We start from the raw sequence: 19864 nt of genomic DNA on the forward strand, positions 1-19864 counted from the left end.
AGTATGGAAAAATTCAGTACAGAATATTTTCACAAATTAGCAAACGACTTAAAGTTTGATTTGAGTGACGAAGAAATCGAAGAATTGAAAAAAGATTTTGTCGCCGTCGAAGAACAAGTATCCCTTTTTGAAAAAGTGGACACAGAAGGTGTAGAACCTATGGTCTATCCTTTTGAAGCACCTACAACATTCTTAAGAGAAGATGTTGTAAGTGATGTATTAACGCAAGAAGAAGCGTTAAAGAATGTTAAAGATGCTCGTATGGGACATGTTCACGTTCCAAAGGTGGTGAAGTAAGATGGAAATTTCAAATTGTGTAAATAAAAATGTGGCCATTGAAAAAATCAATGCCGTACAACCAAAATTAAATGCGGTTGTAACTATGATCGATGAAGATGCGAACACAAATGAAGGAAAACTTTCTGGTGTACCCGTTGTATTGAAAGACAATATTTCTACTTGTGGAATTAAAACAACGGCAAGCAGTCGTATTTTAGATAACTATGTTCCAGTATATGATGCGACAATTGTCAAAAAATTAAGATCGGCTGGTGCTGATTTTGTATGTAAAGCCAGTATGGATGAACTTGGTATGGGTGGAACAAACAAAAATGCCTATACAGGTGTTGTGCACAACCCTTATGATTTAGACCGAATTCCTGGAGGATCTAGTGGAGGATGTGCAGCTTTAGTTGCGGCAGGATGTGTTCCATTGGCAATTGGTACGGATACAGGTGATAGTGTTCGAAAACCTGCAGCTTATTGTGGCGTAGTTGGTGTAAAACCAACGTATGGACGTATCTCACGTTATGGAATTATTCCTTACGCAAGTTCTTTGGATCACGTTGGATATTTTACGACAAATGTAAAAGATGCAGCTTTAGCTTTAGAAGTTTTGGCAGGTCGTGATGATCATGATATGACTTCAAGCTATAAAGAAGTTGGTGAATATTCTAAATTATTGAATAGTGATCTTACAAATAAAACAATTGGTGTATTTAAAACGGTTTTAGATGAAGTTGAAAATGAAGCATTAAAAGCTCAATTCAATGCCTTAGTTTCTAAATTAGAAGAAAAAGGAGCTAAGATTGTTGAAGTGGAAATGCCAAAAGAATACATGGAATTGATTGCGCCTGTTTATAAAACAATTGCGAATGCAGAAGCAACTGCTAACCATTCAAATTTAGATGGTATTCGTTTTGGAATGCGTGAAGAAGGTCAAGATTTAGAAGAAGTCATGACAAATACTCGTACAAAAGGATTCTCAAGCTATGTTCGTGCTCGTTTTGTGATTGGTTCTTATTCTTTATTTGAAGAAAACCAAGATCGTTTATTTAGAAAAGCACAAAAGATTCGTCGTTTGATCGTTGAAGCTTATGCGAAGATGTTTGAAGAATGTGATGCCATATTAAGTGTTGCAGCTCCAACAATTGCACCATTGATAAATGAAAGTTCAAATGTTCGTTTTGGTGTATCTAGTTTTGCCGAAGAGCATATGCAGTTACAAAATTTCTCAGGATATCCAAGCATTACCCTTCCATTAGGAAAAGTAGATTCTATGCCTGTAGCTGTGAATTTAACTTGTAAACCTTTTGAAGAACAAGAAATGTTTGATGTATCAAGTGCTATTGAAGAATGTACTGGTTTAAAAGGACAATGTGTGGAGGGATAAAAATGAATTATTTTGTAACGATTGGTATTGAAATTCACTGTGAATTAAAGACAAACACAAAAATGTTCTCAGGAGCTCCTGTACGTTTTGGTGAAACGGCAAATACATGTACAAGCGTTATTGATCTAGGACATCCTGGATGTTTACCTTGTGTCAATAAAGAGGCGGTAGCCTTAGCAATTAAGGCATGTACGGCTATGCATTGTGATCTAGAAACATTGGTTCGTTTTGATCGTAAAAACTATTATTATTCAGATCTTCCTAAGGGATTTCAGATTACTCAACAATTCCATCCAATTGGAACGAATGGATATGTTGAAATTGATGTAGATGGTGAAAAGAAACAAATTCGTATCGAACGTATTCATATGGAAGAGGATACCGCAAAACAGTTCCATAAAGAAACAGGTACATATATCGACTTCAACCGTGCAGGTACACCTTTGATTGAAATTGTTTCAAAACCAGATATGCATAGTGCAAAAGAAGCAGCGGCTTATGTAGAAACATTACGTAAAAACCTTCTATATTTGAATGTCAGTGACGTTAAGATGGAAGAGGGAAGTATGCGTTGTGATGTCAATATTTCGTTGAGTAAAGATAAAGATACTTTAGGAACAAAGACAGAAATCAAGAACTTGAACTCGATTGCGAACGTACAAAAGGCCGTTCAAGCTGAAATTGAACGTCAAAGTGCGTTGTTAGATGCTGGTGAAAAAGTAGAACAGGCGACTCGTCGTTATGATGAAGCACAGAAAACTACGATTTTAATGCGTAAAAAAGAAGGAAATGTCGATTATAAATATTTCCCAGAACCAAATATTTTCCCAATTCAATTGGATCTTGACTGGGTTAAATCAATTCAAGATAACTTAGAAGAACTTCCAGATGCACGTTTAGTACGTTTCATGAAAGATTATGAATTAAGTGAATATGATGCGAGTGTATTGGTTAGTGATCGTGAAATGGCGGATTTCTTTGAAGAAGTATTGAAATCTACAAAATTTGCGAAAAAAGCATGTAACTGGGTGATTGGTGATGTTTCAGCATATTTAAATAAGAACAACTTAAACTTCAAAAATGTTCCTTGTTCAAGTGAAAACTTAGCTAGTTTGATCAATGTCATTGAGGCTGGTGAAATTAGTGGTAAACAAGGTAAAGTCGTCTTTGAAGAAGTTATGCAAGGAAAAGATCCTAAGAAGGTTATCGAAGAAAAGGGAATGAAACAAGTGAGTGATGATGGTGCTATTTTGGTAATCGTCAACAGTGTTTTGGACGCAAACCCTCAATCGATTGAAGATTTCAAAAATGGTAAGGATCGTGCTGTAGGATTCTTGGTTGGACAAGTCATGAAGGCAAGTCGTGGACAGGCAAATCCTAAGCGTACAAATGAATTAATTCAAGAAGAGTTAAAGAAAAGATAAAAGTCTGATTCATTCAGACTTTTAATGTTTTTGTATCCTGTGGTATAATAAAAATGTTGTTAGGAGGTTTTTTATGGCCAAAATGAAACGTAAAAGAGTCGCTTCCAATAAACCTAAAGGACAAGGACATAAACTTGTATGGTTTACGTTAATTATAATTATGATTCCGGTTGTGATTGTGGGTTATGTATTATTGACTAGTTTAGGTGGACAAAATCATCCTGTTGAAGGAAGTCGTTTTTCGAAAACAGATTTAGATCCAGCTATTACCGATGATAATATTTCATCATTAGAGAGTGCACTTTCAAATATTGAAAATGTAGATAAAGTAAGTGTGAATCTATTGAGTGCAACGCTTAGAGTACATATTGATTTGGTAGATAGTGCAACGGATGATGTGGCAAGTGCAGCTATTGATAGTGCTTATAATATTGTGAATGAGCAACTTCCAATTGATACATATTTTACAAATAAAGATGGATCAAAAATGTATGATTTAGAAATCGATTCTTATAATTATTTAATTGATGATACACATACGGCAGATGGTTGGACATATTTAAAATTGACAAAGACAGGCGCAAGCAGTGGCCCTGTAACAGACAATATGGCAGCCGCAAAAGATGCAGAGCTTTCAAATCAATTAAAAGCCGCAAGTGAACAAATTCAACAGAATATCGCAAATGCACAAAATGGAGAGGATGGACAATAGGCGTCCATCTTTTTTCTTAGAAGGAGACAAAATGAAATTGTATATAGATCAAAAGAATAATGTAGTAACGATGCATGAGGCTACAAATGAAATGAAGTGTTTTGAGGAGTTTGAAAATAGTAAGCCATATACGTATGATACAGTAAAAGAAGTTGAAAATTGTATTCACCCTGTTCATATATTATTAAATACGAGTATGATCGATGAGAAATGGATTTATATGAATTTGAAAAAGTATATTTCAAAACAAGATCGCGTTTGTATATTACCATTTAGTTTTTATGATGACACAAAAAATGAGGCGGATTGGAATAAACAATATGCACCTGGACAAGGTATATGGTATCGTTCAAATCAAGATGTATTCTACAAATATGGTATTTGTGATGAACAAATTGTGTGGGTAAATTATTTTAAAGATACAGTCGATGAAATGAAGATGAAAATATTGAATAGTTCTATATTAATGTTGACGGGTGGGGCTCCAGATCTCATGATGAAGCGTATCAAGGAAAAGAAGCTAAAGAAAATTATAAAAAATTATAAGGGTGTCATGATTGGATATAGCGCTGGAGCTATGATACAACTAGATTCTTATCACATAAGTCCAGATGAAGATTATCCAGACTTTTCTTATCAGACTGGTTTAGGTTGTCTTTCTGGTTTTGACATTGAACCACATTTTAGAAGAAGTAAGATTCAAATGGAAAGTATTGAAAAAGTCAAAGAAGAAAAAGGAATTTCTGTATATGGAATCTATGAAGATGGAGGTATGATTGTCGATCAGGGGATAACTTGTTTTGGAAAAATCGATTTATTTCAATAATTGTTTGCACAAATTAATCTAAAATTTGCACAATTTAGTTTTTAGTTATTTTTTAATGTTAAATTCACATTAATATGGGATACTTAATATAGTGAGTCACATGTGAAATGGTTAGAAACAGGAGAGTGTAAATGAAATTTTGTAAGTTGATCACAGAAGTGGATCTAGAATTATTGGAGTGGCTTTTAAACAATGGGTATCCCGTTGATCGTATTGAGGAAAATGGTCAGGTGTATTACAAAACACCGGCTATGCTTTGTCAGAATATGAAGGTCAATGATGAAGTGACAAATTATAGTAATGGTTTGATTCATATGGATATTGAAAATGTTCGAAGAAAAAGAGGGTTATATAAAACGGGAGATCTATTGATCGATATGGATTCGAATATTATTCAAAAGGGACTTGAAAAAATCATGGTTTCTAAGGCGGCCTTTACAATCATCACAACATTGATGGATGTGCCGCATAAGACGGTTTCAAGAAATGCGTTGGTCTTTTACTTGGAGCAAGCCTATCACCATGAGATTCTAGATAACACTTTAACTGTACATATTGCCACAATTCGGCGTTTATTGGGTGATGAGTACATTGGAACGCATAAAACAGTCGGGTATTTTTGGAAGTTTGATGTATTTAAAGTGGGATAAAGTTGAAAAATAGCCTCAAATAAAGGTATAATGTAAAAGTGTTGGAAGGAGATTTTAGATTATGCCACATCTATTTGAGTCTAAAGATAGTTTTAAAGAGAATTTTAAAGAAGCTGTTTCTGATGCCTACGGACGTGATTTTGAAGATACATATCCAGAGGAGAGATATATTGTCCTAGGTAACATGATTCGTGATTTTGCAGGAGAGCATTGGAGAGAAACAAAAAATGCGATCAAGAAAACCGAAGCGAAACAGCTTTATTATTTTTCTATGGAATTTTTGATGGGTCGTTTAATGACGAGTAACCTAATGAATCTTAACATTTATGATGTTGTTAAAGACGGATTAAAAGATTTAGGTATGGACATCAATGACATGGAAAATATTGAAAGTGATGCAGGATTAGGAAATGGTGGTCTAGGAAGACTAGCTGCTTGTTTCATGGATTCATTAGCATCGCTTGATTTAGCCGGACATGGTAACTGTATTCGTTATCGTTATGGTTTATTTAAACAAAAGATTGAAAATAATCAACAAGTTGAATTGCCAGATTGCTGGTTAAAAAATGGTAATGTTTGGGAAGTATGGAAACCTCAACATGCAGTTAAAGTAAAATTTGGTGGATATGTTGATGGATATATGGATGGATATGGAAAATTCCATGCACAACATCACCCTGATTTTGTTGTACGTGCTGTACCATATGATGAACCAATCGTTGGATACCACACAACAACAACTAATACACTTCGTTTATGGGATGCAGAAGTTGATGAAGATTCTGTAAACTCAGGTGGATTAAATGAATATTTGAATCAAGTAACAGCTATTACAGCTAACGTATATCCAGATGATTCAACAATCGAAGGAAAACGTTTACGTTTAACACAAGAATATTTCTTCGTATGTGCTGGAATTGATCAAATTATTCGTTCACACTTACGTGTATATCCAAGCTTAGATAACTTAGGAGATAAAGTTGCAATCCAATTAAATGATACACACCCAGTATTAGTTATTCCTGAATTAATGCGTGTATTATTGGATGACTACTTCTATGATTGGGATGATGCTTGGAATATCGTTACAAAGACAGTTGCGTATACAAACCACACAGTTATGGCAGAAGCACTAGAAAAATGGTCACAAGACATGGTTCGTTCATTATTACCACGTCTATATATGATCATTGAAGAAATCAACCGTCGTTTCAAATATGATGTAGATCATAGAGGATTATGTGGAATTTTCAACAATGTTTCTATTCTTAAAGAAGGACAAGTTCACATGGCTAACTTGGCTGTTGTTGGTTCTCATAGTGTAAATGGTGTTGCGAAACTTCACTCTGAAATCTTAGTAAATGATGTATTCAAAGATTTTGTGACAATTTATCCAAATAAATTCAACAATAAGACAAATGGTATTACACACCGTAGATGGTTGTTGTTCTCAAACCCTCAATTAACAAAATTGTTAGAAGAAACAATTGGAGATGAGTTCAAAACAAATCCAGAAAAATTAGAAGATTTAATGGCTCATGTTGAAGAGGAAGCTTTACAAAATAAATTCATGGATGTGAAATTAGAACGTAAAAAGATCTTGGCTGCCTATGTAAAAGAAAATCTTGGTATCGATATTGATGTAAATTCAATTTTTGACTGCCAGGCAAAACGTCTACATGCATACAAACGTCAATTGTTAAATATCTTCCATGTTATGTATTTATATTTAAGAATGAAACAAGATCCTTCATTCAGAATCTATCCTCATACATTCTTCTACTCTGCAAAAGCTGCAGCTAGTTATGATTTGGCGAAGGAAATCATTAAATTGATCAACATGGTTGCCAATGTGGTAAATAATGATCCTGAAATCTCTAAATATATGAAGGTTGTATTTATTCCTAACTATTCAGTTTCAATTGCTGAAATCTTATTGAATGCGGCAGATGTTTCTGAACAGATTTCTACAGCTGGTAAAGAAGCTAGTGGTACTGGAAACATGAAATACATGATGAATGGTGCTATTACACTTGGTACATTAGATGGTGCCAATGTTGAAATTGTTGAGCGTGTTGGATATGAAAATGCTGAAATTTTCGGTTTACATGTAGAAGACATCAATGAACTTCGTCATGAAAACTCATATAATGCATGGAACTTATATAACAAAAGCTACAACATTCGTATGGTGGTTGATTCACTTAAAAACTGCACTTGGTCAAATGATCCAAATGAATTTAAGTTGATCAACAACGACTTAATGATGCGTAATGATGAATTCTTCGTATTAGCTGACTTTGATGCATATGTATATGCTCAAGAAAAAGTACAAGCTCGTTACATGGATAAGTCTCGTTGGGCTAAGACAATGTTAATTAACATTGCGAAATCTGGCTATTTCTCAAGCGATCGTACAATTAGCGAATACGCTAAAGAAATTTGGGATTTAAAACCATTGTCATTTGAAGACTAAAATGTTTAAAAGATCATATCTTTGATGATATGGTCTTTTTTTCGTGTTAAAATGAATTTGTATGAATGAAATATTATTTGCCGAAATCTATTATATATGTGTAGCTATCATGTTGATTCTAGGCTTTAAAACTTATCGTTCCATGATGAAAAACACGCAAAAAGTCAGTTTTTTAGTCGTTGCTTTTTTGCATATATTGTATTTCCAAACTGATCTAGTACGAATGACAAATACGCAGAACCTTTTTTTGAATGAAATGAGTTTTCTGTTCTTTTCATTATGTACTTTTTCATGGTTTAACTACATTCAAACTATGCTAGAAATACATTACATCAAGAAAACACAAACACTTATAGCTTTGGTTCCTTTGATTGTAAGTGTTGTTTTATTATTGGTTAATACATTGAATGGATGTTTATTCTATATTGATCATAATGGGAATTTTCAAGAAGGACCATTCTATCTTTTATATGTTCTTATAAATGATTTATATTTTCTTATCAGTGCTTATCAAGCTTATGTGTATAGTTGCAGGGCTAAAAATTATCAACAAAAGAAATCGTATCAAATTTTAGGTATCTACATGGCTGTCATTATGATTGTAGGTACGCTTCAAGATATTTTTCGCTCGATTCCTATCTTTTGTGTTGGAACTAGTCTGAGTATTCTTATTGTATATATTAGTTTAGAAGAACAAATGATTTCAATCGATCCTTTAACGCAGTTAAATAACCGAAATCGTATGGAACAATACTTGTTTGAATGTATGAGAAATGCGGATGCGAATATGTATCTATTGGTTTTAGATGTCGATAAATTTAAACAAATCAATGATACATATGGACATGCCCAAGGAGATTTAGCTTTAAAGTCGATTGCGAATTGTTTGAAAGAAGCCTGCATTGAAAAGAGTGATTTCATTGCTCGTTATGGTGGAGATGAATTTGTGATTGTCTATAAAGGAAATGACGTAGAAGGATTATGTCAAAGAATTCATACGTATATACAACAATTATCTTTTCCGTTTGATTTAGATGTAAGTATCGGATGTGCACCATATCAAAGTGGCCTACGTAAATGGAATGATTGGTTTATTGTGGCCGATAAACAATTGTATCAAGAAAAGAAGAAATTAAAAGACCGGTAATCCGGTCTTTATTCGTACCAAGCTATAGCTCGAATGGGTGAGCCATCACTATCTTTAATTTTTAGTGGAAAACAACTAAACCAAAATAAGTCATTTCCACATTGGTCTAGATTCTTAAGGTTTTCAATGTTCACAATATCTTTATTTTTAAACAAAGCTTTGTGCCGTGTCAGATTTTCATCATGTATGGGATCGAATCCAATCACATCAAAGCCAATGCCTTTAAAGTTTTCTGTAAGAATAAATTCTAATACTTCATCATCAATACATGGATAATCATAAAAGTAGGATGCGTCTTTCCATCTTTTGTCCCAACCAAGATTAAATAAAAGAAAGTCTGCCAATTTAGCTTTTTCTATATTGATTTTATCCATTGTGATGGCTTGTCCTTCTTTTAAATCTCTACAATCCACAACAAGTGCTTTACCAATGAATTGTTCAGGTGGAAATTGATCGAGTGTCGTTCGGTTTTCAAAAATATGGGCAGGTGGATCCATGTGGGTTCCCACATGAGAATATATTTCGATACATGTCTCTTTAAATCCATCTTTTGAATATGTATTTACGGTGGTTAATTTGGGCTTTTCAGTTCCTGGATATACTGGCATATCCTCAGAAATGGTATGTGTTAAATCAATGACTTTCATAAGTGACCTCCTAAAGATATTTAACCACAATTTTTATTGTATTGTGATAAAATTATAAATAAAGGTGATTAGTTATGAAAAGAATATTATTATTAGGGGCTACAGGCTCGATTGGTTTACAAACAGTGGATGTGATTGAACAACATCCAGACCAGTTTTGTCTAGTTGGAATTGCGGCTGGACATCAAGCGGATGTGATGCAAAAAATCATTGATAAACATCCATCGATTCAAGTGGCTGGTATTTCCGATGGTTCAAAAGTTGAAAAATTACATGGTGTTAGAGTTTATAGTGGGGAAAATGCCATGGTGGATTGTATTGAAAATTGTGAATATGATCTATTAGTGAATGCGGTGGTTGGATTTAGAGGTTTAAAACCAACACTTACATCCTTAAAGAAAGGAATCGATGTTGCCTTAGCGAATAAGGAAAGTTTAGTAGCGGGTGGTGTTTTGGTTCGTAAGACATTGCATGAAACAAATACTAAATTATATCCTATTGATTCGGAACATTCCGCTATTTTCCAGTCTTTGCAAGGCAATCGTAGTGATGATGTAAAGCGTTTGATCATTACAGCAAGTGGAGGCAGTTTTAGAGACAAATCTAGAGATGAATTGCATGATGTAACGGTTGAACAAACTTTAAAACATCCAAACTGGAACATGGGTAAAAGAATTACGGTGGATAGTGCAACTATGGTGAATAAGGGGTTTGAAGTGATAGAAGCCCATTATTTATTTGATTTGCCTTATGAAAAAATCGATACAGTGTTACATCGTCAAAGTATTGTGCATTCTATGGTTGAATATAATGATAATGCGATTATTGCACAACTTGGTTCAGCGGATATGCGCTTACCAATTCAATATGCATTATGTTATCCAGATCGTCCTGTATTAAAAGAGGATCATCCTTTGGATATGACAAAGACAATGGATTTGAATTTTAAGGAAATGGATTATGTTCGCTATCCAATGTTAAAACTAGCGTATGAGATTGGAAAAAAAGAAGGCAATCTAGGGGCTGTATTTAATGGGGCGGATGAACAGGCTGTACAATTATTCTTAGAGAAGAAGATTTCTTTTTTACAAATTGAAGAAAGTATTGAACAAGCTTGTAAGCAGGCTGAATATATTGAAAATCCTACAATTGAGCAATTAGAAGCAACAGATGCATGGGCTAGAAAGTTCGTCATTGAATATTGGGACTAGACCAATTGAAATTTTGGGAGTAAAATAGTAAAATGGAATGGAGGGTTTGTCGTGAATAAAGCAAAGGTTTATTGTGTAGCAAGTGCTGTTGCGGTTTGTGTGGCTTCAAATCCTAGTATGGATGTACTTGCCAAACATTTACAGCCAGTAAAATTAGAAGAAAAAGCCCAACAAACAATTTCAGCTGAAGATTATATTAAGTATTATTTGAGTACGAAAGAAATTGTTAAGGATCTTAACAATAAAGATATTGAAAAATATACTTTGATCACAAAAGTAGATGAAAAGAATTGTACGATTGTATTAACTGGAAATCAATTGTTTAAGGAATTGACAAAAGAAAACCAGGATGAAATTAAGAATGCATATGAAACTGCATATAAAAATGCAGGAATGATAAAGGCAAAGAATTGTACTTTAAGTGCATATGATTTGATTGTAAGTCAAGCTAGTATTATGGTTTCTGATGCGAAGGAACAATTGTCGCTTTTAGTAAAAGATGCTGAAAGCTTAGATGCCTCTTTATATACTGCAAGTACATATGCATCATTAAAGACTGAAATGGATGAATCAAAAAATTTGATCGCATTGGACACTGCAACTTTAGAGCAAGTAGTTGAAGAACAAGTTAAATTGGTGAATGCAAAAAAAGCATTGATCGATCTTTCTGGATTGAAGAGTGTTGTTGAACAATCAAATTATGTAAAAGAAGAATATACAAAAAATAGTTATCGTACGTATGAAACTGTATTGAATCAGGCAAAGGCAGTTTTAGATAATGCGAATAGTACGACAGAAGAAATTCAAAAGGCACAAGAGGATTTAAGCATTGCCATCAATGCGTTGGTAAAAAAAGCTGATTTTAGTGCATTAAATGAAAAAGTGCAGGAAGGCTATGCATTTTTAGAGTCCGATAAAGATATGCTTGAAGAAGCGTCTTATACGAATTTTAAAAATGAATTGGATGCTTGTAGTGTTATTCTTTCAAACGATGAATCCACACAAGATGAAATCAATAATGCATTGGCAAAATTGAATGCTTATTTTGAAAATAATGAGAATTTTGTATATAAGGTGATGACACTAGAAAATAATGTGGTTGTCCAACCTCAAAAACAATTGTTGGATACACCTCAATTGGTTGTACAAGAACAAGTGAATACAGTTCAACAGTCGCAAACAACTTCGCCTAAGGCCACAACAAGTGCTGCGGATAACTTCATTAAGACATATTTAACAAGTGCTAGTGGTAATATCTTTACTACCGCAAATTATTTAAACTATCAAAAGATTCTATCGGCAATGCCTAGTTGGCTAAAATTATCGTCACAAGATCAAAAAGCAGTTAATGCGGAATTAAAAAATCAGGTTGGTAAAACATACCAAAAATTATTACAAGAAGCACAGAATTTAAAAATGAGTTCTGGAAGAAGTATCAATACGGCTACAAATACAGATTCCACATTGTATACATGGTTATGTGTGATGTCTTTGGGTATGCTAACATTTGTGACAAAGCGTCTAAGAAAACAAGATTAAGGGCTATGGCCCTTTTTTTCATGCTTAAAAATTGTTATAATAGTGCGAGAAAGGCTTATGATTTTATGAAACAACAAAAATACAATGTTAAGGATCTAACTCTAGCATACTTTCAAAAAAAATCGAAATTGTATCGTGCAGGTGGATATAAATATGCGACGCCTTTAAAACGTAGTCTATCGGATTATCAAGATCATTTTTTTGCGTTTTTAATGGATATGAATATTTGTTTATTACCTGTTTATATATGGGTTATTGAGTTTTTATTAATTATGTGTGGATTGATTCCACCTCACTTTTTTGATTTATTATTCTATATTATGTTCGCACTTTTATTTGTGTCGAGCGTCTTATTGCTTGCGTTTTTTACAGCGAGGACAAACGGACAATCTTTTGGTTATGCCATGTTGGATTTGAAGTTAGTCAGAAAAAAAGATAAAAAAGAGGCAATGCCATTAAACTTAATTTTAAGACAAGCATTAGGTTTTGGTGTTCCACTTATGATTTTAGGTTTCTTCTTTCAAGTTGTAGGTGTTATGTTATGGTGGATCATCAATGGAATCTTTGTACTTATTACACCACACCAACAAACTTTATTTGACTTGATTTTTGGTTTAGTTTTAGTTCGCGAACCAGATCAAGAAATTCGTTTTGAAACAAAGCCAGAATCAGTTAAAGAAGAATTGCATGTCACACCAATTGATTTACATATTCGATCAAATTATAGTGATGATGGATATTATGATGTTGAAGAATTATTTAAACAGGCAAAGGATAATCGCTTAGAAGTGATTTCAATTACGGATCACAACTGTGCAAGAGCCAATGCAGCAGCTATGCGTTTTTCGAGTCTTTATAATATTCAATATATTCCAGGCGTTGAAATTGATGCGCAATATAAAAGAATGCGCGTTCGTATTCTAGGTTATTATATTGATTGGACAAATGAAGTGTTTGAAGTATTAGAACAAAATTCTTTGAAACGTGAAAAAGATCTATCAATTGAGCGTGTCGAAAAATTTGAGAACTTCTCAGGTATTCGTATTGATGTAGATTCATTGATGTCAAATTCTCGCTTCCAAACAATTACTCCAACGGAAATCACGAAAATGGTATTCCATAATGAAAGAACGCGTTCATTGCCTTTTGTGAAGAAATATTTGGATAATTGTGAAAGTCATAGTGTTGCGATGTCTAGATTTGAAACGGATGTTTTTGGTAAGAATGGACCTTGTTATGTAAAGGCAAATTATCCAGATGCTAAAGCGGTTATTGATGCGATTCATAGTGCTGGTGGAATTGCGATTTTATCAAGCTGGCATTTAGATTATATTTCGGATGAAGTCTTAGAAGAAATTGTGGATTTAGGTATGGATGGAGTGGAATGCTTCTCGAATGATATTCATGAACAAACGATTGCGGCAGCCTTAAAGATCGTGCAAAAACGTAAATTGTTTGTTTCTTGTGGTAGTGATTATCATGGTCCGACTAAGCCAAAATATCATATGGGTGTTTCAAATTGTCCTGAAAAGGCGTTGCCACTTGTAAAAATTTTGACAAAAGCCGCAAAATAAATTTGCTCAAAATATGTTTTATAGCGTATAATAGAGCAGTCAATAAGCAAAGAAAAGAAGAGTATTTATATTGCGTACTATAGAGAGCAGATGTTTGGTGAAAATCTGTGTATAAAATATAAAGAATATGGTCTTGGAGCTTCTTTATCGATATGTAGATAAAGACGTATGCTGGCGTTAACAGCTTGAGGTGTGAAAACACAAACTAAGGTGGTACCACGAAGCTTTCGTCCTTGGATGAAGGCTTTTTTTATTTGTAAGATAGGAGGAAATAAAAATGACACAAAAGAAAGAACCGTTTTATTTAACAACTGCCATTGCGTACACATCTGGTAGACCTCATATTGGAAATACATATGAAATCATTTTATCGGATGCGATTGCTCGTTTTAAAAGAGCACAGGGATATGATGTATTTTTCCAAACAGGTACTGATGAGCATGGTGTAAAAATTGAAGAAAAGGCAAAAGCTGCAGGAGTGACTCCACAAGAATTTGTCGATGGTGTAGCTGCTCAAATCAAATCCAACTGGGATTTAATGAATACAAGCTATGATTATTTTGTACGTACTACAGATGATTATCATGTAAAAGAAGTACAAAGTATTTTTAAACGTTTATATGATCAAGGAGACATCTATAAAGGAACATATGAAGGATGGTATTGTACGCCTTGTGAATCTTTCTGGACAGAATCTCAACTTGTTGATGGATGTTGCCCAGATTGTGGTCGTCCTGTTAAAAAGGCAAAAGAAGAAGCTTACTTCTTCAATATGCAAAAATATGCAGATCGTTTGATCAAATATATTGAAGATCATCCTGATTTTATTCAACCAGAATCGCGTAAAAATGAAATGTTGAATAACTTCTTACGTCCAGGATTACAAGATTTATGTGTGTCTCGTACTTCATTTAGTTGGGGAGTTCCTGTTGATTTTGATCCAAAACACGTTGTATACGTTTGGATTGATGCATTAAGCAACTATATCACAACTCTTGGTTATCATGCTGAAGGTGAAAGTGATGAAAAATTCAATAAATACTGGCCAGCTACTCACATTATTGGTAAAGATATTTTGCGTTTCCACACAATCTATTGGCCAATTATCTTAATGGCATTAGATTTACCTTTACCTAAGAAAGTATTTGGACATCCATGGTTACTTACTGGTAGTGATAAAATGTCTAAATCAAAAGGTAATGTGATTTATGCCGAAGATTTAGTGGAACACTTTGGTGTCGATGCCGTACGTTATTATTGTTTACACGAAATGCCATTTGCGCAAGATGGAACAATTACTTGGGATCTAGTGATTGAAAGAATCAACTCTGATTTGGCTAACATTTTAGGAAACTTAGTATCTCGTACTATTGCGATGTCAAATAAATACTTTGGTGGTTTAGTCACAAATCCAAATGTATGTGAACCAGTGGATGAAGAATTAAAGGCTTGTGCTTTAGAGACTAAGAAAAAAGTGGAAGCTAAAATGGAAGATCTTCGTGTTGGTGATGCATTAGATGAAGTATTCACATTGTTACGTCGTACAAATAAGTATATTGATGAAACAATGCCTTGGGTACTAGCTAAAGATGAATCAAAACATGATCGTTTAGCTACAGTTTTATATAACTTATTAGAATCTATTCGTATTTCAGCTGTATTGTTGCACTCATTCTTGCCTGAAACAGCTGAGAAGATGTTTGCGTACTTAAATACAAAAGTAACAGACTTAGATTCTTGTGATTCTTTTGGAAACTTAGAAACAGATATTCATGTTGTTGAAAAGTGTGAACCATTGTTTGCGCGTATTGATGAAAAGAAATTCATGGAAGAATTCAATAAGAAAAAAGAAGAACCTAAAAAGGAAGAAGAAAAAGTAGAAGAAGTCACAATTGATGATTTTGCGAAACTACAATTTAAAGTCGGTACAATTGTAAAATGTGAACCTCATCCAAAGGCAGATCGTTTGTTGGTAGAACAAGTTGATTTGGGTGGTGAAGTTCGTCAAATTGTGAGTGGTATCGCAAAACACTACAAACCAGAAGAGTTGATTGGAAAACAGGTTGTCGTAGTGACAAACTTAAAACCAGTAAAATTACGTGGTGTAGAATCAAATGGTATGATCTTATGTGCTACAGATGATAAAGATTTATCTTTTGTCACAGTCGCAAAAGAAATGCCGAATGGTGTAACTGTTCGCTAATGAATGATAAACAAAAGGTTGTTTTTAAACAATTACAACTTGCTGGCCTTGGCATAGTCGTCTTTGTGTTTGGCTTGTTGTATCAAGAAAAAGCAATTTCTATTGTAGGAATTGTTATCTTGATTTTTGGTTTATTAAGAACCTACTACATTAAAAAAGTGATTGAGAAATTAGATGAGTGAGTAATTGCTCATCTTTTTTCGTGCAAAATAAAAAGGCGACAAACTCGCCTTGATTACTGCATTAAACGATGCATGTTTTTAGCTTCATACATGGAATCGTCCATTGCGGATAAGAATGTATCGATGTTTTTTCCGTTGTATTTTGCGATTCCAATCGAGAATGATAAATGGAAGGGTTCTTTTGAATGGATATTAAATTGTCGAACATTGTTTTCAATTCGCTTTTTCAATTTCACGGCTTCAGTATCTGATTGTATTTTTGCGAAAATCACAAACTCATCACCACCCATACGAATGGCAACTGAATCTTTATCAATTGAATGTTGTAGAATTTTACTAAACTGTATGAGGGCATGATCACCTGTAAGGTGTCCATATGTATCATTGATAGCTTTAAATTCATTGATATCCATCAAGAATCCATATACATGTTTATTTTTAGCATTTTGAAGCTTATTTAGATAATGATTCATGTATTTTCGATTGTAAAGTCCAGACAAATCATCAATATAGGATATAGATATTTGAATTTCAATATAAACTAAGATAAATGCGATTGCGACACATAGCCAGATTGTACTAATCCCAAAGAAGAATCCTTGAATCATGGTACCAATCATACAAGGGATGATAAAGTAATAAATGGGAAAGAAATCTACTAAAGTAGAATCGTTTTTAGCTTTTTGAACAGTATATATACTTTCGATATAATAAATAAAGACAATGATATACAAAATAAAGTTCATTGGGCCACGGGTATATGTGTTTTCTTTTGAAATATCAAAGATGATGCCGTTGCCAAATAAATTGATAATGATCAAGATCGTGGCCATCATCAATGGAATGGCTAAGCGTCTTGATTTCTTCTTGATACGCTCAAAATTTCTATGAATATGATATTCCACGAATAGACACCAACAAAATCCGATGATGCCTGAGATAGCTGAAGCTATTGTATTTGTGAGATATTGCAGAATATAAAAGATAAAACCTGGGCGTGCTTCAATGATAAAACTAAGCGTTTCATTGATTGTGGCAATAAAGGTGATTATCAGCATAAAGTTGTATGCTTTTTCGTCAAATTGATTCGTTTGCGCAACACGAATTCTATATAATAATAAGAAGAGTACTAAAAATGCACCGGTCCCGTTTGCCACTAGTATCTCGGGTATGTTGATCATAATTAACTCCGTTTCTTTTTTTGGTTATCAGTATCATCATAGACTTATTTATGAGTTTGTGCAAATGAAATAGTTTATATGTTAATTAATCTTTACAAAGATTAAACATAAATTAAGTGAATGCTAAATGTTAGTTCAATCGTATCAAGCCATATTGTACTTTATTTAAGGCGTTTTATACTAAAGGTGTAAGGAGGTACAGATATGACTATGATTAAAAATTCAGTGGTAGAACTCTTTATTTTACTACTTTGCGCTTGTACCGTTTTTGTTTATACAATACCAGATACAATCAACACTTGGTTATTAAATTCAGTTGTGATTGTAGTGATGGGCATTTGTATTCTTAGAATTGCACTTAAGATGATGAATAATAAATAATCTTGGCTTTTCCTGATGGGAAAGCCTTTTCTTGTGGTATATTATACATATGAAAAGGTTTTTAAAAGATATTGCACAAGGTATATATGATGGGCTACAAGAAAATGAAGGAACACATAATCAATATAATTTTCAAGAAATCTATGATGTGATCCAAGAATTTGTTTCCTATATCTTTGTTGGCATGATTTTAAGTGTAGGAGCTGTTTTTGGATATCCTTATTATAAGACATTTATATCATTAGGTGCACTACTCCTTCTTGTATGGGCATTTATCTTGTATTATTTTTTAAATTCAAATGATTTTAAAAAAATCAAAAAGAAATGAGGAAGAGATATGCAGACTATTTTAGTTTTACTTGTGGCCTTTGTCGCAGGTATTGAAGGCATCTTGGATGAGTTTGAATTTCACCAACCCATTGTTGCCTGTACTTTAATTGGTTTAGTGACAAACCATTTAGCAGAAGGATTATTATTAGGCGGATCTTTACAATTAATTGCCTTAGGATGGGCCAACATTGGAGCGGCTGTTGCACCCGATGTTTGTTTAGCCAGTGTGATTTCATCTATATTGATGGTTCATGGGTTAAATAGTGCAATTGAAGCAAGATTCGTGATTGCGATCAGTATTGCGCTTGCGATTCCGTTATCTTTAGTGGGTTTATCTTTGACAAAGGTATGTCGTAATTTAGCAATTAAACTTGTACACAAGATGGATGAAACAAAAAAGGTTTCATATTATCAATGGCTTGGTATTTGTATGCAAGGAATTCGTGTTTTGATTCCAACAATTGTATTATTATTGATTCCATCATCTGTGATTTGTTCGATTTTGGAAATGATTCCATTCAGTATTTATAAAGGCTTATTGATTGGTTCTGGCGTAGTTTGTGTAGTTGGTTTTGCGATTGTAGCGAATGTATTAGGATCTAAATTTACATATCCATTCTTTATGATTGGCTTTGGCTTGGCATGTATGACGAACTTATCTTTAATATCTTTATGCTTTATTGGTGGTGGTTTAGTTTGGCTATATATGTTGTTGAACGCAAAAGAAAAATCAAGTAAAACAAGTGATGATCCATTAGGTGACATCTTAAATGATTATGAGTAGGTGGTTTATATGAAGAAGAGTACAAGATTAAAGGTTTGTTTAAACCATCAATATTTACAAGGCTCATGGAACTTTGAGCGTATGCAAAATGGTGGATGGTGCTACGGCTTGCTTCCGGCATTAAAAGAATTATATCCAAGTAAAGAAGAGTATGATAAGGCTGTAGAACGTCATTTGAAATTCTATAATACACACCCATATGTCTCAGCTCCAATCGTTGGTATTGTCTTGGCGATGGAAGAAGAAAAGGCAAAAGGTGCCAATATTTCAGATACTTCCATTCAAGATGTAAAGATTGGTTTAATGGGACCGTTGGCAGGAGTAGGTGATCCAGTGTTCTGGTTTACTATGCGTCCAATTCTTGCAGCTGTTGGTGCATCCCTTGCGTTATCGCAAAATATCTTAGGTCCTATTTTCTTCTTTGTGGCATGGAACGTATTACGCTTTGGCTTTTTATGGATCACACAAGAGCTTGGTTATAAGAAAGGTACTAAGTTGATTACGGACTTATCCGATACATTCTTAAAGAATGTAACACTTGCAGCAAGTATGCTTGGAATGTTTGTGGTTGGTATATTGGTTCAAAGATTTGTCTCAATCAATGTAGCAAGTATTCAATCCGATTTAGATATGGTATTACCTGGAATTCTTTCTTTATGTGTATTCTTTGGTTGTACAAAGATACTAAAAAAAGGTTTTTCACCCGTATTATTAATTGTTATTTTATTTATTCTTTGTGTTATTTTAGAGATGGCTGGAATCTTAGTGATTTAAGTCTAAAAATATGATTTATTTAAGAAGAAAAAGATAAATCAGAAGTTGGGGGATAAAATATGGAAGTTTATCTTCCAGCTGATATATATAGTTAATAAAGAGAGGTGCATATGCTATGCCAGGTATACTCGTGGTTGAAGATGATGAAAAT

At 33.6% G+C, this 19864-nt stretch carries 19 protein-coding genes and 1 other annotated feature; of the genes, 17 read left to right on the forward strand and 2 right to left on the reverse strand.

All coding sequences use genetic code 11. The features are described from left to right. Window positions 1-3 precede the first annotated feature (3 nt). From gatC to Q0E86_RS00595, 8 genes are all read left to right on the forward strand, one after another. The gene (gene gatC, locus Q0E86_RS00560) at window positions 4-297 is read left to right on the forward strand and encodes an Asp-tRNA(Asn)/Glu-tRNA(Gln) amidotransferase subunit GatC (protein ID WP_117923679.1); all 294 of its coding nucleotides are present in this window, start codon (window positions 4-6) and stop codon (window positions 295-297) included. A 1-nt stretch (window position 298) separates the two neighbouring features. Continuing rightward, window positions 299-1672 (forward strand): amidase family protein, encoded by a 1374-nt coding sequence (locus Q0E86_RS00565; RefSeq protein ID WP_295754041.1) that lies wholly within the window; start codon window positions 299-301, stop codon window positions 1670-1672. Between the two features lie 2 nt (window positions 1673-1674). Beyond that, window positions 1675-3096: an Asp-tRNA(Asn)/Glu-tRNA(Gln) amidotransferase subunit GatB gene (gatB, locus tag Q0E86_RS00570; protein WP_295754042.1), complete on the forward strand. Its 1422-nt coding sequence runs from the start codon at window positions 1675-1677 to the stop codon at window positions 3094-3096. Between the two features lie 73 nt (window positions 3097-3169). After that, window positions 3170-3808 carry a hypothetical protein gene (locus Q0E86_RS00575; RefSeq protein ID WP_295754043.1) on the forward strand — a complete coding sequence of 213 codons (639 nt, stop codon included), beginning with the start codon at window positions 3170-3172 and terminating at the stop codon, window positions 3806-3808. Between the two features lie 31 nt (window positions 3809-3839). Continuing rightward, window positions 3840-4634, forward strand: a complete 795-nt coding sequence (locus Q0E86_RS00580) for a Type 1 glutamine amidotransferase-like domain-containing protein (protein ID WP_295754044.1) — start codon at window positions 3840-3842, stop codon at window positions 4632-4634. Between the two features lie 131 nt (window positions 4635-4765). Continuing rightward, window positions 4766-5284, forward strand: a complete 519-nt coding sequence (locus Q0E86_RS00585) for a winged helix-turn-helix domain-containing protein (protein ID WP_295754045.1) — start codon at window positions 4766-4768, stop codon at window positions 5282-5284. Window positions 5285-5345: 61 nt separating this feature from the next. After that, a complete protein-coding gene (locus Q0E86_RS00590; RefSeq protein ID WP_295754046.1) occupies window positions 5346-7760 on the forward strand; it encodes a glycogen/starch/alpha-glucan phosphorylase in 2415 nt (804 codons plus the stop codon). 61 nt (window positions 7761-7821) lie between these two features. After that, complete coding sequence (locus tag Q0E86_RS00595; protein WP_295754047.1) at window positions 7822-8907, forward strand: GGDEF domain-containing protein; 1086 nt, start codon at window positions 7822-7824, stop codon at window positions 8905-8907. An 8-nt stretch (window positions 8908-8915) separates the two neighbouring features. Here Q0E86_RS00595 and Q0E86_RS00600 read toward each other — a convergent pair whose 3' ends face one another. Continuing rightward, window positions 8916-9554 (reverse strand): cyclase family protein, encoded by a 639-nt coding sequence (locus Q0E86_RS00600; protein ID WP_295754048.1) that lies wholly within the window; start codon window positions 9552-9554, stop codon window positions 8916-8918. 74 nt (window positions 9555-9628) lie between these two features. Here Q0E86_RS00600 and dxr point away from each other — a divergent pair, with 74 nt between their 5' ends. From dxr to Q0E86_RS00625, 5 genes are all read left to right on the forward strand, one after another. After that, window positions 9629-10765, forward strand: coding sequence for a 1-deoxy-D-xylulose-5-phosphate reductoisomerase (gene dxr / locus Q0E86_RS00605; protein WP_295754049.1), 1137 nt, complete (start codon window positions 9629-9631; stop codon window positions 10763-10765). A 51-nt stretch (window positions 10766-10816) separates the two neighbouring features. Next, window positions 10817-12304: a hypothetical protein gene (locus Q0E86_RS00610; protein WP_295754050.1), complete on the forward strand. Its 1488-nt coding sequence runs from the start codon at window positions 10817-10819 to the stop codon at window positions 12302-12304. Window positions 12305-12369: 65 nt separating this feature from the next. Then, window positions 12370-13878: a PHP domain-containing protein gene (locus tag Q0E86_RS00615; RefSeq protein ID WP_295754051.1), complete on the forward strand. Its 1509-nt coding sequence runs from the start codon at window positions 12370-12372 to the stop codon at window positions 13876-13878. 40 nt (window positions 13879-13918) lie between these two features. Continuing rightward, window positions 13919-14116, forward strand: a binding site (T-box leader). Between the two features lie 39 nt (window positions 14117-14155). Continuing rightward, window positions 14156-16081: a methionine--tRNA ligase gene (gene metG / locus Q0E86_RS00620; RefSeq protein WP_295754052.1), complete on the forward strand. Its 1926-nt coding sequence runs from the start codon at window positions 14156-14158 to the stop codon at window positions 16079-16081. After that, a complete protein-coding gene (locus tag Q0E86_RS00625) occupies window positions 16081-16263 on the forward strand; it encodes a hypothetical protein (RefSeq protein ID WP_295754053.1) in 183 nt (60 codons plus the stop codon). The genes metG and Q0E86_RS00625 overlap by 1 nt, the downstream gene beginning before the upstream one ends. Window positions 16264-16316: 53 nt before the next feature. Here Q0E86_RS00625 and Q0E86_RS00630 read toward each other — a convergent pair whose 3' ends face one another. Further along, window positions 16317-17444, reverse strand: coding sequence for a GGDEF domain-containing protein (locus tag Q0E86_RS00630; protein WP_295754054.1), 1128 nt, complete (start codon window positions 17442-17444; stop codon window positions 16317-16319). 204 nt (window positions 17445-17648) lie between these two features. Here Q0E86_RS00630 and Q0E86_RS00635 point away from each other — a divergent pair, with 204 nt between their 5' ends. From Q0E86_RS00635 to Q0E86_RS00650, 4 genes are read left to right on the forward strand one after another with little or no spacing between them, the layout of a single operon-like run. Continuing rightward, window positions 17649-17825, forward strand: coding sequence for a hypothetical protein (locus Q0E86_RS00635; protein ID WP_295754055.1), 177 nt, complete (start codon window positions 17649-17651; stop codon window positions 17823-17825). Between the two features lie 49 nt (window positions 17826-17874). Continuing rightward, window positions 17875-18153, forward strand: coding sequence for a hypothetical protein (locus tag Q0E86_RS00640; protein ID WP_295754056.1), 279 nt, complete (start codon window positions 17875-17877; stop codon window positions 18151-18153). 9 nt (window positions 18154-18162) lie between these two features. Further along, window positions 18163-18939, forward strand: coding sequence for a PTS sugar transporter subunit IIC (locus Q0E86_RS00645; protein ID WP_295754057.1), 777 nt, complete (start codon window positions 18163-18165; stop codon window positions 18937-18939). A 9-nt stretch (window positions 18940-18948) separates the two neighbouring features. Next, window positions 18949-19713, forward strand: coding sequence for a PTS system mannose/fructose/sorbose family transporter subunit IID (locus Q0E86_RS00650; RefSeq protein ID WP_295754058.1), 765 nt, complete (start codon window positions 18949-18951; stop codon window positions 19711-19713). Window positions 19714-19864: the final 151 nt, after the last annotated feature.

The organism is uncultured Holdemanella sp. (genome assembly GCF_934754935.1).
Classification (GTDB): domain Bacteria; phylum Bacillota_I; class Bacilli_A; order Erysipelotrichales; family Erysipelotrichaceae; genus Holdemanella.